Genomic DNA, 26,572 nt, shown 5'->3' on the forward strand with positions numbered 1-26,572 from the left:
AGGACACATCAAAATGTGTCCGTAAATTTTATAAATTTTTATCTATGATTTCGATAAGCTTGTCTATATTTTCGTCTTTTGTTGCCCAGCTTGTACAAATTCTTATTGCACTCAAATCATCCGAAATGATTTTTGTCTTGTCGAATACATATTCATCTTTGGTCGCTTCAAGGAATGAATTCGGGACGATAGGGAATTGTTGGTTTGTAGAAGTTTCATATAAAAACTCGATGCCTTTTTCCTTTAGCTTATCTCTTACTCTGCAAGCTTGTGCGTTTGCATTTGCACAAATGTCGATATATAAATTGTCAGTGAAAAGTGTTTCAAATTGTATGCCGGCTGCACGTCCTTTTGCGAGAAGTTGGCCGGTTTGTTTAATAATATATCTGAAACCTTTTTTTAACTCGTCGTTCATAATGACCATCGCTTCACCCAAAAGAGCACCGCACTTTGTGCCGCCGATATAGAACATATCGCAGTTCTTTGCAATGTCTTCAAAAGTGATGTCTCCATCTTCGGCGGTCAAACCGTATCCGAGTCTTGCTCCGTCGAGGTAAAGATAAAGATCGTGACTCTTGCAATATTTGTGCAAATCTTCGAGTTCTTTCTTTGTGTAAAGAGTACCGATTTCAGTCGGGTATGTTATATAAACAAGCTTCGGTTCTACTGAATGTTCGACAACAGCTTCGAAATTTCTTTGGCGCATAAACTCGTCAATTTGCTCAATTGTAATCTTTCCGTTTTGATTTGGGAAAGTTAAAATCTTGTGTCCACATGCTTCGGGCATACCCGTTTCGTGAACATTTATGTGTGCCGTGTCCGGAGCCATAACGGCTTGATATGGTTTAAGTATTTGATTTAAAGCTGATACATTTGTAGGAGTGCCTGAAACTAAGAAATAAATATCACAATCTTCAGTGCCAAGAGACTTCTTGATGAGTTCTCTTGCATGCTTTGAATACTTGTCATCTCCATAGCCTAAACATTGTTCAAAATTTGTTTCAACCAGTCTTTCCAAAATCTTTGGATGACAGCCTTCGTTATAATCACAATTTAGAAATATCATATTACCTTTCCTTTGCAATAATATTATCGATTCTCATCGGTTAAGTCCATTATAATACCAAGGGCGAAAAAAATCAAGTGAAATGCGATTCAAATCACCATTCATAAAAATGAACACCATCGTCGTCAATGACGGCACAAGAGTGCGAACCGTCTTTCGGAATCGTCGTTGAACCAGGATTTAAAATGTGGAGTGTGTCGGTTTTCACATCTTTTTTTATATGAGTGTGCCCGGTGATCAAATAATCACAAAACTTGTTTTCAGCAGCGGCGACTCTCTCATCCTCCGACTCCCTGTGGCCGTGGGTCGCATAAATCCTTATGTCACCGAAATCTATAATCCTGAAATTCTCGTGGATATTTTTATCCGTGACCATCTCGTCAACCTCGCTGTCGCAATTCCCGCGCACAAAAATGATATTGTCCATATTCTTTATGAACTCCGCAAGCTTCTTCGGCTCATAAGTGCCCGGCAAATCATTTCGCGGACCGTGATATAAAACATCGCCGAGATGAAGAATAAAATCTACATCTCCCATCTTTTCAAGTGCCGTCATAAAATCCTTGTATCCACCGTGCGTATCGCTAACAATTCCGATTCTCATAAAAACCTCCAAAAATCAATCAATAATATTATACAACATTTATGAGAGAAAACAAAATTAGCTAAACTAAAAAGAGCCGAAAACGGCTCAATAAAAATTCGAAAAGCTATTCTATTTTTCGTCAAAAAAATTCAAAATATCATGATAGACAACCTCTTTATTCGTTTCACACAAAATCTCGTGTTTCATATGCTCATAACTTTTGCTCGAAACATCCTTGTATCCGATGGATTTTAAAAAATTCAAACTGTCGGCGACACCTTTTTCGCCCTTTGTAATAATATCTTCGGCTCCCACCATATTATAAGTTTTCAAGTTCGGATTTTTGCATTCATAATCTGCTTTTTTTCCAAGCTTTCTGTTTAAATCTATAAGCGCTCTCGTATAGCCGAGCTTAAATCTGAAAATTCTCAACGGATCATTCGACTTGACTTCAATATTTTCTCTGTCATAACTTATAAAATCGAGACCGCTTGCACCGACGACTGAGTTAATAAGCCTAATCTCGGTTTTGCTGCCCAAATAAAAACAAGCAATATTTAAGAAAAATACACCGAGAAATGAAAACTTGTTTACCGGCACCGTCCCCATAACAATAAACTTGTCGAGCATATCGTCGTGCCTTCTTAAAAAAAGCCTTGCAATCATCGACCCCATAGAATGTCCAATCATATAATGCTCAAGATTCGGATATTCATCCTTCATATAATTTGCAATCATAATCTCATCGTCGACAAGCTCCTCCGCCATATTCATATAACCGTTCGGATAAGCACTCGAAATGGAACGCCCGTGCCCTCTGTGGTCATCAATAGCAACGATATAGCCGTTTTGATTTAAAAATCTTGCAAACTCCATATAATTTCCGGAATGCTCCGAAACTCCGTGCACCAATTGCACAACAGCCTTTGGATTTTCGCACGATAAAACTCTCACAAAAACATCAGCCCCGTCAGTATTTGTAAGATACATCTCCTCATAACCGTCTTCTTTAAGGACTGTCATTCTCTTGAAAAACTTGCTCGCCATATCGAGCGACTTATATCTTTTCCTCTTAAAAGCGTAATAAACTTGCGGCACAAACAAAATTAAAAATATAATTGCTAAAATAAGCATAAAAACATCTCCCGGATAAACTAATGTATATCTATAGATTTACCCGAATTGGAAAGAAAAAAACAGGAGAGGAGTAATATAAAAAACGCCGAAAAGCAAGGAACAAAATAAAACGGATACATAAAAATAAAACAGACAACGACAAGATTAAAAATCGAAGAACAAATTAAAAGTATCAATGATTTAATAGTTGAGGAAAATCTTAATGAAAATGCAAAGAGATTTATTGAAAAATCGATTTCGAGAGGATTTGCCGAAAATAACGGGGATGAACTCGACGGTATAATTCCGCCGACTTCAAGACGGAAAGGCGCAAGAGAAAAGAAGAAGGAGGAAGTGCTTTTTAAAATACAAAATCTTGTGGATGTTTTTGTCGGGCTTTAGGGAAGTCTTGCTTTTATAGTGGAATAGTCGTGTAATTTTCCGATTTATGATATAATTAAAACAGGGAAGTTTTTTCTTCCGGTGTTTAAGATTTTTTAATTCTACTATTTTTCATGATGAAAAATACAACTTTTACAAAGCTAAAAATGGATTAAACAGTGATAATTTAGTATAGGGGGATATATTTTTGAAAAGTGAAAGTAGAGTATGGGCGATTTGTTTAGCACTGCTGGCGGCTGTTTTTTATGCAATCAATACACCTTTTTCAAAATTGTTATTGGAGTATGTTTCGCCGACATTTATGGCGGCGTTTTTGTATATTGGTGCCGGTCTTGGCGTCGGCTTTATGTATTTATTTAATTATAAATATGAAGAAAAGTCGGATAGACTTTCAAGTGACGACTTTATTTATGCCATTGGAATGGTGGTTTTGGATATTGCGGCACCGATATTTTTAATGCTTGGGATAAGTCTCGGAACGGCATCGAACGCGTCTCTTCTTGGAAATTTTGAGATAGTTTCAACGACTCTCATTGCCTTGATTTTATTTGAAGAAAAAGTTTCTAAAAGATTGTGGACGGCTATTTGGTTTATTACTTTTTCGAGTATTTTACTTTCATTTGAAGGCAGCGGCAGTTTTAAATTTTCCGTCGGTTCGTTTTTCGTAATTCTTGCAACATGCTGTTGGGGTCTTGAAAACAATTGCACGAGAAAAATTTCTGAGAAAAGCACTTATCAGATTGTTCTGCTGAAGGGAATTTTTTCAGGTGGAGGTTCACTTGCTATTGCAATGATTATAGGAGAGGAAGTACCTGCGGCGAAATATATTGCTTTTATTTTGTTGTTGGGATTTATATCTTACGGCCTCAGTATATTTCTTTATGTAAGAGCACAGAGAGAATTAGGAGCGGCTAAAACAAGTGCTTATTATGCAGTTGCACCGTTTGTAGGGACATTTTTATCATTTTTAATTAATGGTGAAAAATTAAATAATATGTATTATGCCGGTTTATTATTTATGATTATTGGAACTGCATTTGTCGTATATGACACTTTAATTAAACAACATTTGCATTCGCACACTCATACAATTGTTCATACACATGACGGAGTAACGCACAAACATATTATTACTCATTTGCATGAGCATTCTCATTTTATAAATGAGGAGACACACAATCATAATCACGCAGATTTTTTGTTCAGTGATGAGCATATTGCAGCACATAAATATAAAGTATAAATACTATTAATATTATTAAGACAAATAAAGCTAAATATTGTTATATAATGTTAATAACGGGAACACAAAAGAAGATAATTTCAGTTAAAGCGGTTCAAGATAATGAAGAAATTAATAATTCTAGATTAAATATCCGGGCTGGTTTGGAAGGATATATATGATACAAAAAGAAAGAATTAGTTACTGGAATATATGTAGTTGATGATGACGAATATATTCAAAATCTAAATGATGAAATTTCGGATTTATATTCATCCTATTATAAAATTAATTATAATGAAGAACACGTATATTTTGACAAAGAACAATAGAAAAAGGATAAATATAAAATGCTTGATTTGCTTGGGAAACTTATGGAAAGAATTGAAGAAGTAAATGACGGCTCTTTTGAAATTGACGATAGAGAAACCGAAAGGGTTAAGATTTTATAATTAAAGAATTAGATGCTGTAAGGTTGAAAGAAGATTAGAAAAATAAGTAAGGGAGCAATTGTTTTAATTTATTATTAAAAAAATTGTGAAGTTGATCGAGCAAAGATTTACGTTGAAGAGCAGATAGCACCAACACTAGCAGTACACACAGGCAGGGGTCTTTTGGGCCTTGCATATTATAAATTAAAAGCTTAGGAGATGAATATATGGCTGGAAAATTACTAATGATCAGGGCCTATGATATAGATGATACTTGCCAAGGCAGGAGAATCTTGGTCGACAGGCTCTGGCCCAGGGGAATTAAAAAAGAAAGTTTAGAGCCCTTTGAATGGGCAAAAGAAATTACTCCTTCTACACAAATAAGAAAATTTTTTGCACATAAGGCGGAAAACTTTGAAAAATTTTCCAAACTTTATTTGGAAGAGCTGGAGGAAAATCCTGAAGCGGAAAAATTTAAAATCCATGTAAAAAACATTTTAAAAACTGAGAATGTAATTTTGATTTACGCAGCCAAGGATCCAGAGATTAATCATGTCCAGGTTTTGAAAAAATTTTTGCAAGAGTAATTTAATAGAAATCATCAACTACTAAAAGCTTATTAGTTGCTTTGATAAAATAAAAATGGGGCTGGGGCCTCATTTTTTATTGGGGTTATCATATTTATTTTTTATACGGTATAATATCTTTAAAGTAAGCGGCGTGTGGTCCTTATTATTTATGTAATTTTGATAGGAGGGTTTTATATTTCGTTTTAATGCAGAAAAATTTATAAAATAAATCTATAGCCGAAGGCTTTGCTTAAAACAATGGCGAAGAACACGACAGTATATTACCATCTACATCAAGACGTAAAGGTGCAAGAGAAAAGAAAAAAGAAGAAGTGCTTTATAAAGTACAAAATCTTGTGGATGTTTTTGTCGGGTTGTAGGGAAGTTTATGAAGCAACTAAATAAATTTGATTAAAATAAAAGACTCTATAATCTTTTGGTTTAAAATAAAAAGATTGTAGAGCCTATTTTTATTTATTTAAAAATTTTTTTAGTTCGTCAATTTCTAATTTGTTGTCGCCGCCTTCTACATATGCTGTCGATACATCAGTGGTAGGTATTTCTAAGCCGAGATTTTTTAATTTTTTTAGCAGCTCTTCCATAAAAACCCCTTCGCCACATTTGATAGAACATGTTGGACTATGATTTATTCCGATTATACCGACAATTTTATAATCATTTTTTAAATAGTTATTAATTATTGCGATTGTGTGGTCGGAAAGGCTCCGACAAAGTTTACGATAATCTTCGGTGTCATATTGTTCTTTTGTCATTGATGGCCTTTCCATTCCAAGATGAATCATTTCAGGACAGGGCAGTTGGTGGATTCCGATGTCGCCATCCATAATTGTTTCGACAATTTCTTTGTAAGCACCTTTTGCGCGAGCCAGGTCGTTAACAACTGAATTTTGATTTAAAATGCAGTGAGAGACGAGGACAACTTTTTTGGACCTAACGTCCATTGATTGCTCCTTTCAATCTATTGTATGAGACGGCAACCAAAACGCAAGATACTACTTTGTCGATGATGTTGCTGGTGATTCTTGGAATAAATGCTGCTGAAAATATATCTTTACCTGCATTTTTTAAAGCAGTGAATAATACGTCATTAAAATCCCCGGTAATACCGCCATATACATAAATTGCTATTGGAGTTCCGATTGCAGGAGCTACAACTGCCAAGATTAATCCCGTAATAATTGCGGTTTTAAGATCAAATCTGAATTTCTTTGCTATAAGTCCGACTATAAGACCTATGGCAATATTTACGAGGGCAAATGGAATGTCTTTTGGATTATATATAAATCCGAGCACAACATTTGTTATGCCGCCTACAGCCATACCATATAATGGTCCGAGTACAACAGCTGAGAGTATTGTTCCGACAGTGTCAAGGAACAGCAGTGGAATAGAAATCCAACCTACGATAGTTCCAAGCACAATGTTAATGCCGATAGAAATACCGGCAAAGGCTAATTTTTTACTATTGCTCATAATGAGACCTCCTTTTTATTATAACTATATTATATCACTTTGATAATATAAATGTATATGTATAGGAAATTTCAATATAGAACATTTTAATATAGACAAGTTCAATTAAATGAATATATATTAATGTTTAAAATATAAATAAAAATGCCCTTTTTATTGGTTACTCAGATAAAAAGGACATGCTATTATAATATTTTCATCTATTCATATTTCTTATAGTATATATTTTTGAACTTAAGAAATCCATTGGGTCTTTTCTCAATTTTCTTATTTTTATGGCTTGTATTTATAACATTTGTATAATTTTATCGCATATTCTTAGTGTAGATGTTCTGTGGCTAACCATAATTATGGTTTTCTCTTTCATATATTGATTAATCGAATTCAAAATTATGCTTTCATTCAATGCATCCAGATTGCTTGTTGGTTCATCAAATAAATATATTTCTGCGTCTTTCAAAAAACATCTTGCTAGTCCAAGTCTTTGTTTCTCGCCGCCGGAGAAATTGTCGCCTAATTCTTTTATAGGACTGTCAAGTCCACCTTTAAGTCCCTCAACATATTCGAGAATCGATGCCTTTTTTAGTGCCTCTTTAATTTCATCATCAGATGCATCCGGTTTCGCAATTAGGAGATTGTCTCGTATGCTACCTTCGAAAAATTCGCTTGTTTGGGTCATGTAGCTGAGATTTTCGTAAAGAGATGCAGTGTTGATATCCAAAATATCATGTCCGGCAATTTTAATTGAGCCGCTGTCCAAATTCCAAAAATGAATTATAAGTTTTAGTAGAGTTGATTTGCCACATCCACTAGGTCCTTGTATGCCGATGAATTCATGATTTTTTACTGATGTGGAAAAATCTTTTAAAATGGCACGTTCTTTATAAGCAAAATTAATATTGTTTATTTCGATAATATCTCCACTGTAGTTTGCAATTTCATTTTTCTTTAGATTATGCTTTCCGATAATTTCTTGAACCATTGGTTTTTCTTCCAAAATTCCCATAACTCTGTGTGCAGAGGCAAGAGTTTGCGAAAGACCGTTTCCTAGTAATGCAACTGCTCGCACTGCTCCAAAGCTGAAATACACAAGAACTGCTGCAATAAAAGCAGATTTACCGTCGAGTCCTGTCATTGATAGCACGGCGAATATAATTGCCGTTATGAAAACTTCAAGAAGATCAACAAGTGCAAGAAGTATAGCCAGTTGTCTAATGAGAATATCTTGATTGGTTTTTAATTTATGATTGAGCTCATTTACTTTTTTTACAGCTTGTTTTTGATATGCAAAGCTGATTATTTCTCCGAGACCTCTCAAGAGGTCCAAAAAACTTGAACTGATCATTGCGAGGTTATGTCTTGTTTTAGCGGCAGCAGCACTTGCATGTTTTGAAAATATCATCGGTAAGATTACAGCAATCGCAATATGCCCCATAATCATAATAGCTGCTGCTACCGGAGAAATCGTAGAAAGATAGCAGGCATAAATTATACTTGTGATTATTGCGATACATACAGGTGAAATGGTGTGTGCATAGAAAACTTCCAACAACTCCATGTCGGATGAAATCGCTGCAATCAAATCACCTTTATTCATCATTTCGATTTTTGCGGGTGCCAATTTACGAACTGCTGCAAAAACTTTATTTCTGAGTAATGCCAAAACTTTAAATGCAATAAGATGGTTCATATATTGTTCGAGATAGCGGAAAAGCCCTCTCAACAACACGGCACCAATCATAATTTTTATTATACGAGCGATATTATTGCCACCATCAATGTATTTAACTATTAAATTTGCCGCCAACACACTTATGGCTGTGTAAAATAAAAAGGAAATAACTCCAGCTGTTACGGCAATAACCATGTATTTGCTTAGGGGCTTTACGAGGGAAAGTAATTTTCGTATTACTGTTAATCCGTTTGTTTTATTTTGCATTTGTAAAAGCTCCTTCCAAATTTTCTTGTGCATCATATATGCGTTTATATTCTCCACCTTTTGCCATTAGGCTATTATGGTCGCCTTCTTCAACCAAGCAGCCGTTTGCCATAACATAAATTTTGTCTGCATCTTTAATTGAAGAAAGGCGATGGCTGACAATGATTACCGTTTTATCTTTGGCTATTTCTTTAATATTGTTTAAAATAATTTCTTCGCTATCTATATCTATATTGCTTGTAGCTTCATCAAAAATAAATATTTTTGAGTCTTCAATCATAGCCCTTGCTAAAGCAAGCCTTTGTCTTTGTCCGCCGCTAAGATTGAGTCCACCGCTTGTAAGCATTGCGTCAAGACCATCTTTAGTCGTGATTTCATCGTAGAGATTCACTTTTTTTAAAGCGTCTGTTATAGTTTCTTTTTTCACATCTGTTTTTGCCATAACGAGATTTTCTAAAATACTACCTTCAAAAATGTGAGCATTGTGTGTAATTCTATTAATGTTTTTTGCAATGGAAGCAGAATTAATTTGACTGTAAGGAATGTCATTTACAAAAACATCGCCTTCTTTTGCTCTCATTGCTCCGGATAAAATTTTTGCAATTGTAGACTTACCGGAGCCGGATTCACCGACAAGTGCAATATAACCTCGATCCGGAAACTCTATGTTGACATTGTTTAGGGCATACGAATCTCCATCAGGATATGAGTATGAAAGTTTTTCTATTTTTAAATTAATTTTATCGTTTTGTGGGAAAGTATCCGGTCTTTGATCTTCAGGAAGCTCTAAAAATTCCATAAGAGTTTTTCCGGCGGCAACTCCTGTCATTGCTACATGAAAACTTGCAGTAAGAGTAATCATAGGTCTAAAAGCATCCATCGACATGATAAGAATCATAATTAATAAGTGCAAACTTAAATTGTTTTTTACGAAAATATTAATAGCCATAAAAATGCATGCAATGGAAGAACCGTATGCAATCCATTCGATAAGAGTTATGGAATTCAATTGCATTGCAAGAATACGCATGGTTTCCTTTCTGAAGTCTTCCGCCTTTTTGTCTAGTTCATCCGCTCTCTTAGAGTCTGCTTTAAAAATTTTCAAAGCAGTTATACCTTGTAAACTATCTAGAAATAGCTCGCCTACATCTTGATATTTACGCCAATATTTTTTTTGCATCCTTCCAACCATTGTCAAAATAAATTTGAGCAGAAGGGGAATAATAGGCATTAAAAATAAAAATAAAATTCCAAGTTTCCAATTTAAGTAAAAAAACACTGCAAAAGTTACAAGACTTGCTCCAAAAGCCCCATAATATTCCGGTAAAAATCGTCCATAATAATTTTGCAACTGCTCGATTGTGTCGGAACCCAAGTTTATAAGCGTTGAAGTTGAGAGCTTTTCCTTATATGAAGGACCGATTGAAACCGCTTTTGTGATCAGTCTTTCTCTCAACTTACCTTTAACTTCACCGATTATATTGGATTGATAATCGGTAACTTTGTATAGTGCAAAAACTCTGATCAATATACCAAACGCCAGTATAATACAAGGAATTTCTAAATCTATGGGGCTATTTTTGTATAAACTCTCAGCAAATGTACCGAAAGCATAAGCAAATAGGGCGGTTCCGACTACCCTAAGCATCATCATAAAGACACTGTTTCTAATATATTTCTTGGCATTGCCAATAGCTTTAAATAAGTATTTATCTAGCATTTATTTCTCCTTAAAAAAATTGATTAGCTAAAGCTAATCAACTAAAGTATAGCATAAAATAATCAAAAATTCTATATATGTATTAATGTTTTGAAATTGTGCGGAGAAATTGAAATGGTCTGAGTAATATGAAAAATTAGTAAAAAGGTTGTACTGCTATGGCTGAAAAGGTGGGTATTTTATCGTCCGGCCTCACATTTCTGATTCCTCGCTGACGCTTAAGGAAATGCTCGGCGACGAATCCTATTTTATTATGGCTGAAAAGGTGGTTATCCAATCGTCCGGCCTCGCATTTCTGATTCCTCGCTGACGCTTAAGGAAATGCTCGGCGACGAACCCTATTTTATTAAAAAGGCGGAAAAGGTGGTTATCCAATCGTCCGGCCTTCGCATTTCTTTTCCCTCGCTAATGCTTAAGGAAATGTTCGGCGACGAATCCTATTTTATTATGGCGGAAAAGGTGGTTATCCAATCGTCCGGCCTTCGCATTTCTTTTTCCTCGATGACGCTTAAGGAAATGCTCGTCGACGAATCCCACCTACCTTTAAAAAGGCGGAAAAGGTGGTAATCCAATCGTCCGGCCTCACATTTCTTTTTCCTCGCTGACGCTTAAGGAAATGCTCGGCGTTTAAGACCTAACCCGAGAGAGCGACCGTAGGGAAGCTCGATTGGCTAGTAGGTCTAACGCAACTTGTTGTACAAGAGAACGAGCAAAGCGAAGTTCGATTGTGAACAACAATCTGCGGAGAGAATCCCACCTTCCTTTAAAAAGGCGGAAAAGGTGGGGAGCAATCGTCCGGCCTCGCATTTCTGATTCCTCGCTAACGCTTAAGGAAATGTTCGGCGACGAATCCCACCTTCCTTTAAAAAGGCGGAAAAGGTGGGGAGCAATCGTCCGGCCTCGCATTTCTTTTTCCTCGCTGACGCTTAAGGAAATGTTCGGCGACGAATCCCACCTTCCTTTAAAAAGGCGGAAAAGGTGGGTATTTTATCGTCCGGCCTTCGCATTTCTTTTTCCTCGCTGTTCGCTCGGGAAATGCTCGGCGTTCGAATCCCACCTCTAAAATAAAAAGCGTGGGCACGTTGTGCCCACACTTTTATTTTGGCGGAAAAGGTGGGATTCGAACCCACGTGCGGTTGCCCGCAAACGCTTTTCGAGAGCGCCCCGTTACGACCACTTCGGTACTTTTCCATTCTTATTTCTTTTTTCTTTCTCGCAGTCCTCTAAAGAATTCCTGTATGATTTCGAGGCATTCTTTTTCCATGACGCCTGTTGTAACGGCGATGTCGGTATTGGAGACGGTTGATTTTGTGAGTTCAAGATTTGAAATTATTGCACCTCTTTTCGGGTCGAGAGCACCAATAACAATTCTTTCTATCCGAGATTCGATTATTGCACCTGCACACATTGAGCATGGCTCAAGAGTTGTATAGAGTGTAAGACCAGGAAGGCGATAGTTTTCCAATTTTTTCCCCGCTTTTCTAAGAGCATTTATCTCGGCGTGCGAAGTCATGTCATTTTTTTCAATAACGGAGTTTCTTCCGCGTGAAATAATTTTGCCGTCTTTTACAAGAACGGCACCTATAGGGATTTCATTTTTTTCATAGGCTTTCTTTGCCTGTTTTAGAGCTTCTTTCATGAAGACTTTGTCATCAACCATAAGTACATTTTACAATAGAAAAAAAAATAAGTCAAGGATTTTGACTTACTTTTCACGTGACTGAAATTTTTTTATAATTTTAATATTTGCTTTTTCGGTTTGATTGAGAAGCTTCGGACTGTAGTCGTCGTTCGGTTTATACCAACTGAATGTTTCGAAGTATTTCTTTAAAGCTCGGTCGGTAAAGATATAGCCGTGTCTTGCATAGATTTCATTTTTAATTAGCTCAATTGTTTTGTCATCAAGACTTTCGAGTTTTTCATCTGTTATCAAAACTGAATCCGATGGAAATAAAAATGCATCTTTTGGGATTTTTTCATCTGTATAATCTGAATCTTCACTTGAGGTATTATCAGAAAGTGTATCATTTATTTCGACTTCTTCACTTTGTTCAGCTTCGTCAGTTGGAGCGTCTTTATTTGCGTCTCCCGGTTTTATTTCCTCTGTTATTATTTTGACTTCTTTGTCACTTTTTTCATCAACTTTCGGAAGCACTTCCGCTTTTTTTAAGTTTGACTCTTTTATTTCAACATTGTCAGCCGGTGCTTTTTTTTGATATGCAAAAACATAAAGCAGAAAAATTGAAATTATGATAAATAACGAAAGGCCGATTGCAACATTTCGTTGGTTATTATTATTTTTTTCAAATTCGTCATACGGTGGTGGTAGATGATTTATAATTTTAATCACCTCCAAGTTCTTTCAAACTTTTTTTGCCAAGAAGAAGCATAAGTTTTTTGAATTCCAGTCGATCATTTTTTATTTTGTCGAATGCGGCATATTTGTCTAATTTTGTGAGCATAAGATAGTAATAAGCACTTGCTGTGATGTCTGCGCCTAACTTTATTGCTTTTATCATGTCGAGTGGAGTGTCGATGCCGCCGCTTGCAATTTTGTATACGTCAAACTCTTTTAAATAGGAAAGGCTTGTCTCGGTGTCAATCGAAGGAAAAGTATCAAAGTGTTTAACTGTTCGCATTCTTTCGATTTCAGAAAAATCTGTACCGCCGGCACCGCTTATGTCGATGTTTTTTACGCCAAGGTCGCAAAGCCTTTTTATCGTACCATTGCTGAAGCCTTGTCCCACTGCTTTCACAATAAGATTTTCACCAAATTCATTTACAGCGTCTTTTATATTTCTTGTTTCATTTTTAAATGAATTGTCGCCTTCGGGTTGAATGAGCTCCTGTGCAGTGTTTACATGAAGACAAACATATTTTGTGTCCATAGCATCTGCACATTTTAAAAGCTCAGAAACTGTGTTTCTCGCACTAAGATTTACAATGACTTTGTAGGAGTTTTTAAGAGGCAAATAGCTTTTTAGTTCGCCATATTTTAAAAACACGGACATTGATCCGGTCATAACCGGTATATCAAATTCGCGAGAAAGTATAGCAAGTTTTCGATTGATATTTTCCGAGATATATGAACCTCCGGTTATTGCGTTTACATAAGAAGGAAACGAGAGTTTCATGTCAAGAAAATCAACACTTGTGTCGATGTCTTCAATTGACAAATCCAATAGTTCCTCCGGCTCAAGTTTTACATTATTAAAAACACCCATTCTTTTGCAGTTATTGCAAAAGAAAAGGTGTTCAATTTTTCTTATCATAGCTTGTTCTAAATCTGTATTTAACTTTTTCAAAATTAATCTCCAATATAATAGTTACCGAAAAGGGAAGTGATGAGTTCTTTTGATTTTGTCTTATCATAGACCCAATAGCTTGCACCGCCGATGTATTGAGCGTCCCCCGGAAGAGTTTCCGTTCTGATATTTTCAGAGTTAAGTTTTCCGGCACTTGCTGCAGCTGAAATCATTTTTTCGATTGAAAGATTTGTGTCGACATTTGGAAGCACTTTTTGAAGAATTGATGGGAGTTTAAATATATTTTTAAACGTGAGTGCTTGTTTTATTGTCGCTTTTATAAAGTCTTGTTGAGTTTTTATTCTTGAAATATCTGAACCGTTTCCGTATCCGCCTGTTGTCCAGTCGGAGTTGTGTCTCCATCTCAAAAGTTTTATCGCTTTGTTGCCGTCGATTGTTTGAAGACCCTTTTGAAGGTCGATGTCGAGCGGCGGTTTTGCAGTAGGGTCGTAGTATTTCATTCTTACAGGAACATCAAACTCGACTCCACCGATAGCATCAACAAGATTTCTGACTGCTTCATAGTCAACTTTTACATAGTGCCTCAAGTCCAAATTTGTCAGACTTCTTATTGCACTCATTGCACCTTCGTTTCCGCCGAAAGCGTGACCGGCATTAAGCTTGTTTGTTCCATGATTTGGAATATTTACCATTGTGTCACGAGGTAAATTCATCAAATCAATTTCACCGGTGTCAAAATTAAGTTTTGTTAAAATCATGGTGTCGGTTCTTTGACCTTTGACTGAGTTTATGTCCTTGACGTCATCACCGTCAACGCCCATAACTACAAAGAAAAGCTCGCCGGTGATTTCTTTTTCAGGTTTCTTCGGTTCTTCAGAATCCGGATTTTCCTCATTCGTTTTATCGTTTTCGACATTGTTCATATCATTTGCGGTCGGTTCTTCTTCAATTCCGATTAACTTCGCAAATGGATTTGGTGCATGATTAATCTCGGCATAAGCATAGAAAGCTGCGAAAGTTAAAAATGCAACCAAAAATGATATTATAAACTTTTTTTTCATTAATTATCCTCTTCTCTATTAGAAAGTAGTCTCAAATTTTCTGTTTTTTCTTTTACAATTCCCCTTAAAGAAGCCATGGTTTTTTCATCATTTGAATAGTTTGTTTTTTGAAGTAATTCATATCCTTCTTTTATTCCGCTTTCCGCCATAGTAACAGGATTTTCTGTCTCTTTTACAAGATCCGCATAATCCGGAGTCAAATGGTTGTTCTCATCCACAATAGGATTTAAAGTCGTGCCTGTTAAAAGCAGATAGAGCCAACTTTGATAGCGAACAGTGAAGTCGTTGTTTCTTGGAAAATCAGGATATTTTTTTATAAAATTCTCAATATTATTTATTCTTTTTAGAATTTCAACCGGCTTAATCAGAACTTTTCCACTTGCAAGCACAGGATTTACAACACCGTGAGCTTTCAGGGCATAGTATTCCTTTACGTCGTCGTCAAGTTCATCTTCTGCAATAAGAAAACTTCTATAATCTATAGCCGGAAGATAGTTCACACCCATTTTAAGAACGAAATATCCGGACTTATAAATCTTTTTGAGTTCGTTTTTTATATCGTCGTTTTCAATCGTTTCAAGATCTTCTTCACTCAAAATTGTTTTTTCGAAATTGTTTAAAAGATAATTTTGAATGTCCTCTTGTAGCACGATATTTTCGACAACCGAAAGATTCTCGGTGAGTGCATCCTCCAAATTCATCAATAAATTTGTATTTTCTTTTTTGTTCGAAGTGTTAATATTTTCTTTTATATATTCTTTAAGGTCTTTATGAACTTTCGGTGTATTTTCTGTCGGTTCAGTAGTATTTTCGCCGCCGTTATTGTAACTTCTTTCCTTACAGCCGCAAACAAATAGTACAAAGACAATCAAAAGCAAAAGACAAAGTCTCTTTTTCATAATTCCTCCAGTTTAACTATTCAATCTTTAATGGAAATCTCTTGATATTATATCACTTATTCACGGACAATTTCAAGCTAAAAATTTAAGTCATGAAAATAAGTCTTCACGAACTTTGATTTTGCCGAATTTAGATGTGCCCGGTATTTCTTTATAAAGAATTACAATTGTAGAGCCGAACCCAAATTGTCCGATTTCTTCGCCTTTTAAGAATTTGTGTTTTTTTATTTCTATGCTGTTTACATTTGTTGCTCCGACCGGAATGTATGCGTAGTCATTTGTCTTTAACACTATTCGGTAGTTTTTTAAAAACGGATTTCCGATTTTAAAGCCCATATCATTTACGGGAATCGATTTATCGCCAATTGTAGTTGAAGATATAAATTCATTTTCATCTATCGCATGAAATCTGTGATAATCACTAGGACTCAAATAAATAACCTGATAATATTCGTAAATCTCCGAGTCGTTTGTTAGAGATATTGTGTTTACAGTATGGCCCTTAACTATGAATTCATTCTCTTCGCTAAGTTTTCCGGCAGCACTAATAAATCCGTCGCAAGGTGAGATGTATTTACCTCTTCCTTCAGGTCTTTTTGTTAAATCTATTTTTCTTGTAAAAAAATCTTCAAGCGAATCGAATTGGTCATTAATGATTAAGGATTCATCGATTTTAAAAATCTTTTTATAAATCGGTATGAAAAGCGACGAGAATTTTGTACGCATCAATTTATAAAACAATTTATTTATAAAACCGAGATTAAAAAATTCAATTAAAATTTTATAAGCTTTCATTTTATCATCTCCGTTCTTTATTTGATTACTCTGAATAAATCTAGTATAATATAAATGTAAGATATTCTCAAGAAGGAGAAAGATAATGAAGAAAGATAATAATATATTTTTAAATAATGCAGCAAATTTCGTTACGCTTCTTAATATGGTATGCGGATCAATGTCGATTGTTGCAACAATGAACGGAAAATATAAAACAGCTATTGCAATGATTTGGATTGCGGCGATTGCAGACAGATATGACGGTATAGTTGCAAGGATGCTTGGTACTTCGAGCGATATGGGAGTTCAAATGGACAGTATGGGTGACATTATAAGTTTCGGAGTTGCACCTTCTGTGCATGCGTACAATTCCGTTTTTTTGCATGCACCGAATAATATTAGACTTTTGGGAGGCATTGCAACGGTCATGCTAATTTGCGCTGGTGCTCTTCGACTTGCAAGATACAATATTGTCGGGCTTGATGAAGACAATAGCTTCATGGGCCTTCCGATAACAATCGGCGGGAGTCTTCTTGCGGTGCTTTTAATTTTTAGAAGAAATATTGCACCTGTGACTTTCGTAGTTGTTATGATAATACTGTCAATTTTGGAACTTTCGAAGATAAGAATCAAAAAGCGTTAGGAGGATTTTATGACACCACACAACGAAGCAAATAGAGGCGATATAAAGAAAACTGTTTTGATGCCGGGAGATCCGCTTCGTGCAAAATATATTGCGGAGAATTTTTTGACGGATGTAAAACAGTTTAATGCTGTGAGGAATATGTTAGGATTTTCAGGAAAATACAAGGGAAAAGAATTGTCGGTCATGGGCTCTGGAATGGGAATTCCTTCAATAGGTATTTATGCACATGAGCTATATGAGAAATACGATGTGGAAAATATTATAAGAGTTGGTTCATGTGGAGCATACAATAAAGACTTAAAACTTTTTGACCTCGTCATTGCGATGGGAGCGTCGAGCGATTCGAACTTTGCACATCAATTCAATTTGCCGGGAACAATTTCTGCAATTTGTGATTTTGATTTACTTAGAAAAGCTGTAATATCAGCTGAAAAACTTGATATGAATGTAAAAGTCGGAAATGTTTTCTCATCCGATGTTTTTTATAATAACAATGAAGACGAGTGGAAGAGATGGGAAGACATGGGAATTTTGGCTGTGGAAATGGAGAGCTACGGCTTATATTTAACTGCACAAAAATTGGGCAAAAAGGCTCTTACAATTTTGACAGTTTCCGACAGTTTTCACATGAAAGAACAAACAACTCCTAAAGAAAGGGAAAAATCATTTAACGATATGATTTTGGTGGCACTTGAATCATGTTTAATATAGAAAATATTTATCAAAAACTACTTGAAATGGATGCCATAACATATACAAAAGGCGAAGTTGATATGGCGAAGCTTCTATACAATCTTTTTATGGAACTTCCGTATTTCAAGGAAAATCCTCAAAATGTAAAACTTGTTTCGACAGATGAGAAAAGCATTTTGCGTTTCAATCAAGTTTCGATTTTGGAAAAGGGTGAATCGAAAGATGCTGTTTTGATTGTAAACACAATTGATGAACCGGCACTTTCGGAGAAGCTTTCACGTCTCGATATAATGTCGATGAAGGCGACGACTGCAGCACTTTTTCAAATGATGGAGGAATTGTCTGAAAAGCTTAAAGAAGGAAAAGTTGTACTTATAAATGTTTGTGACAGATACGGTGAACACGAGGGCATAAAAAAGGCGTCGAAATTTGTTAAAGAGTTGAGTGAAGAGGGTTACAATTTTAAAGCACTCTTCCAAACTTCACTTTATCTTTCAAACGGTGAAGAGAGTGTGTTCTTTGGCTCGCAGGCGATTTTGCGTCCAAGCATATTTTTTGCGGGAAAGACTGCAAGAACCACCGCTTTCTATGACGGAATCGACCCGGGATATATTCTCTCTACTATTGTTAGAGACATTACTCTAAACAGCGAACTTATGGATATATATCAAAATGAAGTTAGCGAACCGATTTACGTAAATCGTCTTCTCGTGCCGGGGGGAACGGAGTTCCAAAGTGCGGCATTTGGATATGTATCGTTCACAACAACAAGTGTATCTCATTCGATTGTCGGATTTATGAAAGAGTTTAAAAGAGTGCTTACTGAGTCACTCAAGAAGTCAATTGATGAAATAAATACTAAATATGCCAAGTATTGTTTGAAGAGGGATATAAAGTTTACACCGATGAAAAATATGCCGAAGATCTACACTTGGGACGAGTATTTAAATGAAGTTGCAACGGTTAGAGGCGAAGTTGTAAATGCTTCTTTGAAAAATAAATTCAAGATTATGGAGAATCGTGAAGACGACGTAAACCCAAGTGAAATCAGACTGAGAATGGTCAGATATTTATATGATAATTTTAGGACTGCAAATGAGCCGGTATTAATTTTGTATCTCGAAGAATTTCCTTTCCACAGGGTTGATATAACGGGAACATCCGACGCCCAAAGGGATTTGATGCTTGCGGTAACGTCAGCAATAAATGATGTGGACCCGAAAATTAAGAGAAGGTTTTTCTTCCCTGAACTCAGCTATAGTTCATTTTTCGACTTTACCGAAGAATATAGAGATTTGAAGGCGGCAACAGATCTTGTGCCTGGCGACAAAAAAGACCATGTTGAAATGCTTGACATAAGTAAAGAGCTTGGCATTCCTTCTGTAACAATTGGAGCAATGACAAAGCTTATTAACGGTGAATATGTATTTGATGAAGATTACCATTTTAATAAGTTGCCAAAGCTTTTATTGGAATCGATTTTAAGACTTCTTGACGGTGAAGAGTAGCCATGAAGCAAACAATAAATGTGAATGTTTCACTCGATTATGACGATTCAGAAATAAAAAGAGCGGCGAAAAAAGATTACAATTTAAAATTGGAGTCCTACGAAATTATTGAAAGAAGTCTCGATGCAAGGAGAAGCATTTTAAAATTCAATTTAAAGCTTTTGGTGGATTTTGATTTTGAAATTAAAGGCTCCGGAAAATATCGAGAAAAATACAAACCGAAGGAACTTCCTAAAAACAAAATAAAAGTTGGAATTGTAGGATTTGGACCGGCCGGGATTTATGCAGCACATATTTTAAATCTGGCAGGTTTTAATGTTGACGTTTATGAGCGTGGGTCAGATGTTGATAAGAGAAAAGAGGATGTTTTTAAATTTATTGAGACGAGGATTTTAAATCCTGAGTCAAACATTTCTTTCGGAGAAGGCGGTGCCGGCACTTTCAGCGACGGCAAACTTACATCAAGAAGCAAGGATGATCGCAAGGAATATGTTAAAGACACGCTTTATTCTTTTGGGGCACCTGAAGACATTAAGATTATGCACAAACCTCATATCGGTACTGATATAATGACGGAGGTCATAAAAAAATTCAGAAACGATTTGATTAAAAGAGGTGTGAATATTTATTTTAATTCAAAAGTCAAGCGATTGATTTTTGAGGGTGGTAAAGTTGTTGGAATTGAGACTGAAACGGGTAAATATTATTATGATATAGTGGTGCTTGCAATAGGGAATGCCGCAAGAGATACATTTTTAAATCTAATCGACGAAGGAGTGCACCTTGAGGGAAAATCTTTTTCAGTCGGTTTTAGAATTGAGCACAGTCAGCTTTTTGTCGACAAGGCACAGTTTAGAAATTATGTCGGACACAAGAGACTTTTGCACGGCGAGTACAGTTTGACTGCAAAGTCGGGCGACAATGGAGTGTACAGCTTTTGTATGTGTCCGGGCGGAATAGTTGTACCGAGTGCAAGCGAAGAATTTCACCTTTCGGTAAACGGTATGAGTTTTCATGATCGGGGGCTTCCGAATGCGAACTCAGCAATTGTTCGAACTGTAAATGATATCGATGATCCTATAAAGGCTATTGAATATCAAAGGGAGATTGAGCGAAAAGCGTTTATTTTGGGCGGTGAGGATTACACCGCTCCTGCAATTCACGTTAGAGATTTTTTAAACAACAGTGAAGCAAAAACTCTTATTAATGTCAGACCGAGCATAAAAACCGGTGTGAGATACACAAAGATTGATGAAATTTTTGAAAAGGGCTTTGCAGATGATTTGAGAGAAGGCCTTATTCAAATGGACAAAAAGATGAGCGGCTTTATAGATGATGCGATTATTACTGCTCCGGAAACGAAGACAAGTTCTCCTGTTCGCATAAAAAGAGATGAATATTTTAATACAAACATTTCAAATCTTTTTGCATGCGGCGAGGGAGCAGGTTATGCAGGCGGCATAGTAAGTGCGGCACTTGACGGACTCAAGTGTGCTGAAAAAATAATGGAGGTAACTATTGATGGAATTTAAGGTTAAGCAAGGACATATAAGTTATCCTGAAACTTTAAAGAGAGATTTGGATCAGGAAACAAGGCATGGATACGAAGTTGTTGACGTTTTGGATAATAAGTTGCAACTTGAAAAGAGTGTCAAGACTTACAACTTTTTGATTCCGCAAAACAGCAAAGAACTTAGAGATTATTACAAGCAAAGCGGATACGGATATGTTGAACTCTCTGTTAGAAAAAAATATATAAGAGCATTCGGAATTTCTTTTACAAAAGTAGAAAGACCGACAAGAAACAATGCAAACTATCTTCTCGTGAAGAGCATTCACAGAGAGCCTGTAAAATTCTACAAGGAGATGCTTCATGCACATCATGATGAAGAAACGAAAAAATTTCTTCCACTTACAATAATTTATGCAATTCTTTATGGAATAAATCTCATTATGCAACCGAGAGTTGTGAAACAAATTGGAATTACAGGATACTATATATTATCAGGAGTAATCATTGTGCTCTTGATTGTTGCACTCTATAATTTTTTAAGACACAAGCAATTTAAGGAAGACCTTGAATGATTTTAATGCTTTTAATATTAGTGAAGTTCTTTTACTTTTACAGCAAAGTAAACGTTCAAAAGAACTACATCTATACGGTTATATTTTCGACACTTTCAGTGTCGATTTTTACCATTGGGCTGAAACTTTTATCAATAAGAACCGGGTTTGAGTGGTGGGCGATTGTTTATTATACCATTTCGATAGTCATGCTAATCGACGTAGTTTACTATAAGCATTTTAACCAACTGACAACAATAAATCTTATAAAACAGATAAAGCATCTCTCGACTGTCGGTGATTCACTTGCCGTTTTGCTCGATTGGAGCATGCTCACTCTTGTACTTGATTTAGTGATAATTCCGTTTTTGCCGGAAAAAATAATAAGATTTATTATCAGTGGAATTGATATTAAAGTCATATTTCTCGTATTTTTAATTTTTATACTTGAGCTTTTATATTTCAACAAGAGCAAGCAAGTAGTAAAACAGGATTTGGTTTTATATCACGGCATCGACATTTTGGATTCTATCGGCATCGAGGCCGCACAAATAAAAAAAGAAGTCGATGAAAAAGAGCTTAAAAATTATATATATAAAACCGACAAGAAAGATAAACTATATGGAGTTGCTAAGGGAACGAACTTGATAGTTATTCAAGTGGAAGCACTTCAAAATTTCTTGTTTCAAAAAAAATATCGAGGTGTTGAGGTTGTTCCGAATCTAAAAAAATTTGCCGAAGACAAAAACAGTTTTTACTTTGACAATATGTTTCAAATTATCGGACGCGGAAACACAAGTGACGCTGAGTTTGCAACACTTACATCACTTTATCCGCCGAGAAAGGCCCCTGTTTATATGGACTTTCCCGACAGAGATTATTATTCACTTCCAAAAGCTTTTAAAGACATAGGATACACGACTATGATTTTTCATGGAAATGAAAAACACTATTATAACAGAAATGAAATGTATCCGCGGCTTGGTTTTGATAAATTTTTTGGAAAAGAAGATTTTAAATTTGACGAAGAAAATAAAATTGGATTTGGAATAAATGATGAAGATTTCTTGAGTCAGACTTTTGATTATATTATTGAAGAAGAAAAGAATGGACCGGTTTGTGCATTTATAATCACGCTTTCGAGCCATACGCCTTTTAATCTTCCGGACAAGTTCAATTCGAAAATTGCCGGAAATGAAGCGACAGATACAATGGTCGGAAGATATTTGAACGCGATAAATTATGCGGACAAAGCACTCGGAATGTTCTTTGAAAAAATGGAAGCAAGTGGTCTTATGGACAGATCAACTGTTGTTTTGTACGGAGATCATTTTGCAATTTCTGCGGCGAACACAGTCGATGCCTCAGATATGGCAAATTTACTCGACTATGTTTACGGATATTCGTACGATGACATGATGAATATTCCGCTTGTTATACGAAACAAGAATTTTGAGCATAAAGTTTTTCAAAACACATGTTCACAAATGGATATTTTGCCAACACTTTTAAATCTCTACGGCATTCATAAAAGCAAGGGTGTGGTCTTTGGAAGCGATATAATAAATAGACCGAAAAATATCTGCATGCCTTCAGGATATCTTGAAGAGGGTTCGTTTTTTACAAATGACGCATTCGTTCAAATGGATAGAAGCGGAGATGTAAAAGATGCTTCGGCTTTTAAAAAATTTACGCATATTCCAATCGATGCAAATAAATATGAAGAAACAAAAGAGAAAATTTTGCACGAAGAAAAGCTTTCAAAATATGCAATTTTATTTAATAAAATAACATCAGAAAGGATTGGTTTATAATAAGCCGGTCCTTTTTATGTTAAAGAAATTTTTACTTGACAAGGATTATAAAATATGATAACATATGAAAAGTAGAGCACTTGGAGAGATGGTTGAGTGGTTGAAGGCGCTCGCCTGGAAAGCGGGTATACGTTGATAGCGTATCGAGGGTTCGAATCCCTCTCTCTCCGCCATGGCGCAGATGGGGAAGTAGCGGTTCCTTGTAACCTGTAATCCGCTATAGCAGGGTCTAAAACCGTTGGAGGTCATTTATGGTCGAAAGCTGGTTATAGGCGTTGTGTTGATCATGGGGCCCTTTTGCAACGAACAAGTTTGGTGAAACTCGTCAGGTCGGGAACGAAGCAGCGATAGTCAGAATTGTCGTGTGACATTAGGCAACTCTGTGGGAGCAAAGTTTATAATATGAGCACGGTTGTGAATGTTCGAATTCGGCTGCGCCTACATATTAGCATCGGCATAGCCGGTGCATTTTTATTTGGAGGAAAAATGATTTTATTATTTCTTATAATTTTTAAATTTATATTGTTCTATAATCTTACTCATGTCTCGTACAGTCCGCTTGTCGTACTGTCTGTTGACGTGTTTATTTTTTCTTGTTTTTATCTCATTAAAAACACAAAACTTAAAGGCACAAAGTCGCTTTATTTCGGCTTATATGTATTATTGTCGATCGTGATGTTTGCGGATGCAACATATTTTTCATATTTCAATCGACTTCCCGTAATAAAAGAAATGGGACACGCCGGCAATCTCGGCGATGTTAAAGGGGCAGTTTTAATGTTATTAAATATAAAGAATTTGCTTTTTGTAATAGACTTGCCGGTTGTGATTTATTTAGCGATAAAAAGAAAGCTAAACTTCATCGATGAATTTCTTGTTCAAAAACTTAATATAAGAAGAATTATAATTCCGGCATTTTTTGTTTTAGTGACGGGAATTGTGCTTTTAGCAAATTTGAGCAAACTGAGCTCCGTGAAAAAACTTTCTCTCTTTTCATATCACACTCTTGATATTTTCGGAAAACTTGAAGACGAGAACTCTGAGATTGACGTTTCAAAAGAGAATTTTATAAGCGATGACGAGAAAAACGAGTTCACAGGGATCGCAAAGGGCAAAAATTTTATTATGATTCAAGTCGAGAGCTTAAACAATTTTCCAATCGGACGAAAATACGAGGGCGAGGAAATAACCCCGAATTTGAATCGACTGATTAAAGAAAAAGGAACTATTTATGCGAATGACTATTTTGAACTTTTGGGTGCGGGAAACACGTCCGACGCAGAGTTCGTCAGTCTTCACTCGATGTATCCTTCGATGAAAAACCCGAGTTATGAAGTTTATCTCGATTCATATCTCTACGGTCTTCCTAAAATCTTCAAAGATTTCGGATATGATGTTGCAGCTTATCACGGCTACAAAAGAGACTTCTGGATAAGGGACAGAGCATATCCTCATATTGGCATCGACAAGTTTTATGCGGAGGACAATTTTGATTTGTCGGATAAAATCGGAATGGGTCTTTCAGACAAAAGCTTTTTCAAACAGTCGGCAGAGATAATGAAGTCCAGTCAAAAGCAACCGTTCTTTTCATTTTTGGTTACTCTAACTTCTCACGTACCGTATGAGATGCCGGATGAAACGAAGAAGATAAAAATAAAAAAAGAAGATGAGGGTTCGATTTTCGGGAACTACTTAAATGCTGTGAGATATACCGACGAAGCAATCGGAGAATTTATTGAAGAATTAAAAGAAAAGGGTCTTTATGACAATTCGGTCATTGCACTTTATGGCGATCACCACGGAATTTTAATGAATAATCCTGACGACAACAGACGAGTTGGAAATTTTGTCGGAAAAAAATTTGATTTCGATACAATGTTAAATATACCATTTATAATTCACATTGGCGGATATGACGGCACAAAAACTGTCGAAGGTGTGAGAAGTCAGCTTGATTTTGCACCGACAATTTTAAATCTTTTCGGCATAAGTAAGAAAAATTATGTGATGATGGGAACGGACATTTTATCAGACAAAAATCCTGGAGTTGTTTTTCCGCAAAGCTATCTCATAAGAGGTTCGTTTATAAACGACGATTACATTTTCCAAATGAAGCGTGACGGTATTTTTGAAAACGGTGAACTCAGAAGCCGAAAAACGGGCGAGGTCGTGGACCGCGAAAAGGCGAGAGAACTTTATAAGCGGGCATTAAAAGAAATTGATTATTCAAAATATGTGCTCGAAAATAATCTTTTGGAGTCGATGCTTAAAGAGGGTAACACTGATGAAAGTCACGAAGTAAAAACAAATGTAAGCGTGCGAAATGCTGCTGAAATCAAAAATAAAACTGAGTTTGAAAGTGCGTTTAAAAAAGGATTTAGGACTTTCAGACTTGGTCTATTTAAAAGTACGGATAATTTTTACACGACATCAAAAGAATCCGGCGATTTGAAAGAATTAAAAACAGCAAATCCGGATTTGATGACTTTGGGTGATTTGGTTCGCGGCTACGACGAAGATGTTTCGTTTATAATTGACGCGGAGAACACAAGAGAGATTGCGGACTATATTAGAAAAATGCCGGGACTATATAAAAATCTGATTTTAGCTGTGAGAAATCTTGAAGATTATGAATATGTTTCTGTAAGACAAAATGGTTACCGGATTATGATTTCGGGCAATGAAATTGATGAGAATATGAAAGTTTCGATGTATGAGAACAACACGGAAATAATTTTTGAGAACGCAAATGATGAAAAGCTCAAAGAGCATACGTATTTTATGGACAAAGAGCCTAAGATATATTCAATCGAAGAAGTGGATAAGTTTGAAAATAAATCCGATGAGCCGAAAGAGGCAAAAATTCAAAAGATAAATTTCGAGGATGAAAACTCTGAAAATTATTTTAAGAAAATTGTTGCAAACTACAATTATGAAACCGAATCTATTGAAATTGATGACGATGAATTAAAGACAATTGAAGATTTAAAGAATTATATGTCGGATGAAAAAGTAAAAGTTGCTTTTGAGTCTACAGATCAGGCGGTTCATAATTTAAGAACTTTGAAAGAACAGAATTTCCCTCTTGAAAGAATAGTTGCGATTTTAAACAGTTACGATGAGGCACAATATGTATATAAACTTGGGTTTAGTGGAATTTCATTCAGCGACAAGATGAACGATGAAGAAATTTTGGAAGCAGTTAAGCTTGTGGGTGGATTTCTTTCCAAGTGAGGTGATTTCTATCACCTAATTATAAAAATTATCAATATCTATTAATTGTTTGATTTTTAAATGCA

General features: G+C 35.8%; 23 protein-coding genes, 2 tRNA genes and 1 other RNA gene. 12 read left to right on the top strand and 14 right to left on the bottom strand.

Annotated elements, in window-relative coordinates; genetic code table 11:
• Window positions 1-28: 28 nt before the first annotated feature.
• The 3 genes from C7381_RS01275 to C7381_RS01285 form a co-directional block, all read right to left on the bottom strand.
• Window positions 29-1,066 (bottom strand): threonine aldolase family protein, encoded by a 1,038-nt coding sequence (locus tag C7381_RS01275; protein ID WP_116479617.1) that lies wholly within the window; start codon window positions 1,064-1,066, stop codon window positions 29-31.
• A gap of 94 nt (window positions 1,067-1,160) precedes the next feature.
• Window positions 1,161-1,670, bottom strand: coding sequence for a phosphodiesterase (gene yfcE / locus C7381_RS01280; protein ID WP_116479618.1), 510 nt, complete (start codon window positions 1,668-1,670; stop codon window positions 1,161-1,163).
• Between the two features lie 111 nt (window positions 1,671-1,781).
• Window positions 1,782-2,786 carry an alpha/beta fold hydrolase gene (locus tag C7381_RS01285; RefSeq protein ID WP_116479619.1) on the bottom strand — a complete coding sequence of 335 codons (1,005 nt, stop codon included), beginning with the start codon at window positions 2,784-2,786 and terminating at the stop codon, window positions 1,782-1,784.
• A 126-nt stretch (window positions 2,787-2,912) separates the two neighbouring features.
• Here C7381_RS01285 and C7381_RS01290 point away from each other — a divergent pair, with 126 nt between their 5' ends.
• The 3 genes from C7381_RS01290 (at window position 2,913) to C7381_RS01305 (ending at window position 5,410) form a co-directional block, all read left to right on the top strand.
• Window positions 2,913-3,170 carry a type I restriction endonuclease subunit R, EcoR124 family gene (locus tag C7381_RS01290; RefSeq protein WP_281261744.1) on the top strand — a complete coding sequence of 86 codons (258 nt, stop codon included), beginning with the start codon at window positions 2,913-2,915 and terminating at the stop codon, window positions 3,168-3,170.
• A gap of 187 nt (window positions 3,171-3,357) precedes the next feature.
• On the top strand, window positions 3,358-4,413 hold the full coding sequence (locus C7381_RS01295; RefSeq protein WP_034546330.1) for a DMT family transporter: 1,056 nt from the start codon (window positions 3,358-3,360) through the stop codon (window positions 4,411-4,413).
• Between the two features lie 637 nt (window positions 4,414-5,050).
• Complete coding sequence (locus C7381_RS01305) at window positions 5,051-5,410, top strand: DUF488 domain-containing protein (RefSeq protein WP_081935458.1); 360 nt, start codon at window positions 5,051-5,053, stop codon at window positions 5,408-5,410.
• A 452-nt stretch (window positions 5,411-5,862) separates the two neighbouring features.
• Here C7381_RS01305 and C7381_RS01310 read toward each other — a convergent pair whose 3' ends face one another.
• The 11 genes from C7381_RS01310 to C7381_RS01360 form a co-directional block, all read right to left on the bottom strand.
• Window positions 5,863-6,354, bottom strand: coding sequence for a CD3072 family TudS-related putative desulfidase (locus C7381_RS01310; protein WP_116479620.1), 492 nt, complete (start codon window positions 6,352-6,354; stop codon window positions 5,863-5,865).
• The gene (locus C7381_RS01315) at window positions 6,344-6,886 is read right to left on the bottom strand and encodes a CD3073 family putative ECF transporter S component (RefSeq protein WP_034546335.1); all 543 of its coding nucleotides are present in this window, start codon (window positions 6,884-6,886) and stop codon (window positions 6,344-6,346) included. Before C7381_RS01315 ends, C7381_RS01310 begins: the two co-directional genes overlap by 11 nt.
• Before the next feature lie 286 nt (window positions 6,887-7,172).
• Window positions 7,173-8,825 carry an amino acid ABC transporter ATP-binding/permease protein gene (locus tag C7381_RS01320; protein WP_165803548.1) on the bottom strand — a complete coding sequence of 551 codons (1,653 nt, stop codon included), beginning with the start codon at window positions 8,823-8,825 and terminating at the stop codon, window positions 7,173-7,175.
• On the bottom strand, window positions 8,815-10,545 hold the full coding sequence (locus C7381_RS01325) for an ABC transporter ATP-binding protein/permease (protein ID WP_116479622.1): 1,731 nt from the start codon (window positions 10,543-10,545) through the stop codon (window positions 8,815-8,817). Before C7381_RS01325 ends, C7381_RS01320 begins: the two co-directional genes overlap by 11 nt.
• Window positions 10,546-11,647: 1,102 nt before the next feature.
• Window positions 11,648-11,736 (bottom strand) — tRNA-Ser (locus C7381_RS01330).
• Between the two features lie 4 nt (window positions 11,737-11,740).
• The gene (tadA, locus tag C7381_RS01335; protein WP_116479623.1) at window positions 11,741-12,205 is read right to left on the bottom strand and encodes a tRNA adenosine(34) deaminase TadA; all 465 of its coding nucleotides are present in this window, start codon (window positions 12,203-12,205) and stop codon (window positions 11,741-11,743) included.
• A gap of 45 nt (window positions 12,206-12,250) precedes the next feature.
• Window positions 12,251-12,895: a YARHG domain-containing protein gene (locus tag C7381_RS01340; RefSeq protein WP_165803549.1), complete on the bottom strand. Its 645-nt coding sequence runs from the start codon at window positions 12,893-12,895 to the stop codon at window positions 12,251-12,253.
• Window positions 12,888-13,850 (bottom strand): alpha-hydroxy-acid oxidizing protein, encoded by a 963-nt coding sequence (locus C7381_RS01345; RefSeq protein WP_116479625.1) that lies wholly within the window; start codon window positions 13,848-13,850, stop codon window positions 12,888-12,890. The genes C7381_RS01340 and C7381_RS01345 overlap by 8 nt, the downstream gene beginning before the upstream one ends.
• Window positions 13,851-13,852: 2 nt before the next feature.
• The gene (locus C7381_RS01350; protein WP_116479626.1) at window positions 13,853-14,872 is read right to left on the bottom strand and encodes an LCP family protein; all 1,020 of its coding nucleotides are present in this window, start codon (window positions 14,870-14,872) and stop codon (window positions 13,853-13,855) included.
• On the bottom strand, window positions 14,872-15,771 hold the full coding sequence (locus tag C7381_RS01355; protein WP_116479627.1) for a hypothetical protein: 900 nt from the start codon (window positions 15,769-15,771) through the stop codon (window positions 14,872-14,874). The genes C7381_RS01350 and C7381_RS01355 overlap by 1 nt, the downstream gene beginning before the upstream one ends.
• 90 nt (window positions 15,772-15,861) lie before the next feature.
• Window positions 15,862-16,566, bottom strand: a complete 705-nt coding sequence (locus tag C7381_RS01360; RefSeq protein WP_116479628.1) for a phosphatidylserine decarboxylase — start codon at window positions 16,564-16,566, stop codon at window positions 15,862-15,864.
• 85 nt (window positions 16,567-16,651) lie between these two features.
• On the opposite strand from C7381_RS01360, the gene pssA reads away from it, so the two are divergent.
• From pssA to C7381_RS01405, 9 genes are all read left to right on the top strand, one after another.
• A complete protein-coding gene (pssA, locus tag C7381_RS01365) occupies window positions 16,652-17,191 on the top strand; it encodes a CDP-diacylglycerol--serine O-phosphatidyltransferase (RefSeq protein WP_116479629.1) in 540 nt (179 codons plus the stop codon).
• A 9-nt stretch (window positions 17,192-17,200) separates the two neighbouring features.
• Window positions 17,201-17,905 (top strand): purine-nucleoside phosphorylase, encoded by a 705-nt coding sequence (deoD, locus tag C7381_RS01370; protein ID WP_116479630.1) that lies wholly within the window; start codon window positions 17,201-17,203, stop codon window positions 17,903-17,905.
• Window positions 17,893-19,395, top strand: a complete 1,503-nt coding sequence (locus C7381_RS01375; RefSeq protein WP_116479631.1) for a zinc-binding metallopeptidase family protein — start codon at window positions 17,893-17,895, stop codon at window positions 19,393-19,395. The genes deoD and C7381_RS01375 overlap by 13 nt, the downstream gene beginning before the upstream one ends.
• A 2-nt stretch (window positions 19,396-19,397) precedes the next feature.
• Window positions 19,398-20,927 (top strand): NAD(P)/FAD-dependent oxidoreductase, encoded by a 1,530-nt coding sequence (locus tag C7381_RS01380; RefSeq protein ID WP_116479632.1) that lies wholly within the window; start codon window positions 19,398-19,400, stop codon window positions 20,925-20,927.
• Window positions 20,917-21,480, top strand: coding sequence for a hypothetical protein (locus tag C7381_RS01385; protein WP_116479633.1), 564 nt, complete (start codon window positions 20,917-20,919; stop codon window positions 21,478-21,480). The genes C7381_RS01380 and C7381_RS01385 overlap by 11 nt, the downstream gene beginning before the upstream one ends.
• Window positions 21,477-23,273, top strand: a complete 1,797-nt coding sequence (locus tag C7381_RS01390; RefSeq protein ID WP_116479634.1) for an LTA synthase family protein — start codon at window positions 21,477-21,479, stop codon at window positions 23,271-23,273. Before C7381_RS01385 ends, C7381_RS01390 begins: the two co-directional genes overlap by 4 nt.
• An 82-nt stretch (window positions 23,274-23,355) precedes the next feature.
• Window positions 23,356-23,446, top strand: a tRNA-Ser gene (locus tag C7381_RS01395).
• Window positions 23,447-23,713, top strand: an RNA gene (ffs, locus tag C7381_RS01400) — signal recognition particle sRNA large type.
• A 46-nt stretch (window positions 23,714-23,759) separates the two neighbouring features.
• Window positions 23,760-26,507 carry an LTA synthase family protein gene (locus tag C7381_RS01405; RefSeq protein ID WP_116479635.1) on the top strand — a complete coding sequence of 916 codons (2,748 nt, stop codon included), beginning with the start codon at window positions 23,760-23,762 and terminating at the stop codon, window positions 26,505-26,507.
• Window positions 26,508-26,572: the final 65 nt, after the last annotated feature.

Origin of the sequence: Ezakiella coagulans (assembly GCF_003096635.1) — a bacterium.
Lineage (GTDB): Bacteria > Bacillota > Clostridia > Tissierellales > Peptoniphilaceae > Ezakiella > Ezakiella coagulans.

Excerpts from the sequence above, each read along its gene's own strand:
- C7381_RS01275 (WP_116479617.1), bottom strand. The coding sequence starts at position 1,066 with ATGATATTTCTAAATTGTGATTATAACGAAGGCTGTCATCCAAAGATT.
- yfcE (WP_116479618.1), bottom strand. The coding sequence starts at position 1,670 with ATGAGAATCGGAATTGTTAGCGATACGCACGGTGGATACAAGGATTTT.
- C7381_RS01285 (WP_116479619.1), bottom strand. The coding sequence starts at position 2,786 with ATGCTTATTTTAGCAATTATATTTTTAATTTTGTTTGTGCCGCAAGTT.
- C7381_RS01305 (WP_081935458.1), top strand. The coding sequence starts at position 5,051 with ATGGCTGGAAAATTACTAATGATCAGGGCCTATGATATAGATGATACT.
- C7381_RS01310 (WP_116479620.1), bottom strand. The coding sequence starts at position 6,354 with ATGGACGTTAGGTCCAAAAAAGTTGTCCTCGTCTCTCACTGCATTTTA.
- C7381_RS01315 (WP_034546335.1), bottom strand. The coding sequence starts at position 6,886 with ATGAGCAATAGTAAAAAATTAGCCTTTGCCGGTATTTCTATCGGCATT.
- C7381_RS01320 (WP_165803548.1), bottom strand. The coding sequence starts at position 8,825 with ATGCAAAATAAAACAAACGGATTAACAGTAATACGAAAATTACTTTCC.
- C7381_RS01325 (WP_116479622.1), bottom strand. The coding sequence starts at position 10,545 with ATGCTAGATAAATACTTATTTAAAGCTATTGGCAATGCCAAGAAATAT.
- tadA (WP_116479623.1), bottom strand. The coding sequence starts at position 12,205 with ATGGTTGATGACAAAGTCTTCATGAAAGAAGCTCTAAAACAGGCAAAG.
- C7381_RS01350 (WP_116479626.1), bottom strand. The coding sequence starts at position 14,872 with ATGAAAAAAAAGTTTATAATATCATTTTTGGTTGCATTTTTAACTTTC.
- C7381_RS01355 (WP_116479627.1), bottom strand. The coding sequence starts at position 15,771 with ATGAAAAAGAGACTTTGTCTTTTGCTTTTGATTGTCTTTGTACTATTT.
- C7381_RS01360 (WP_116479628.1), bottom strand. The coding sequence starts at position 16,566 with ATGAAAGCTTATAAAATTTTAATTGAATTTTTTAATCTCGGTTTTATA.
- pssA (WP_116479629.1), top strand. The coding sequence starts at position 16,652 with ATGAAGAAAGATAATAATATATTTTTAAATAATGCAGCAAATTTCGTT.
- deoD (WP_116479630.1), top strand. The coding sequence starts at position 17,201 with ATGACACCACACAACGAAGCAAATAGAGGCGATATAAAGAAAACTGTT.
- C7381_RS01375 (WP_116479631.1), top strand. The coding sequence starts at position 17,893 with ATGTTTAATATAGAAAATATTTATCAAAAACTACTTGAAATGGATGCC.
- C7381_RS01380 (WP_116479632.1), top strand. The coding sequence starts at position 19,398 with ATGAAGCAAACAATAAATGTGAATGTTTCACTCGATTATGACGATTCA.
- C7381_RS01385 (WP_116479633.1), top strand. The coding sequence starts at position 20,917 with ATGGAATTTAAGGTTAAGCAAGGACATATAAGTTATCCTGAAACTTTA.
- C7381_RS01390 (WP_116479634.1), top strand. The coding sequence starts at position 21,477 with ATGATTTTAATGCTTTTAATATTAGTGAAGTTCTTTTACTTTTACAGC.
- C7381_RS01405 (WP_116479635.1), top strand. The coding sequence starts at position 23,760 with ATGATTTTATTATTTCTTATAATTTTTAAATTTATATTGTTCTATAAT.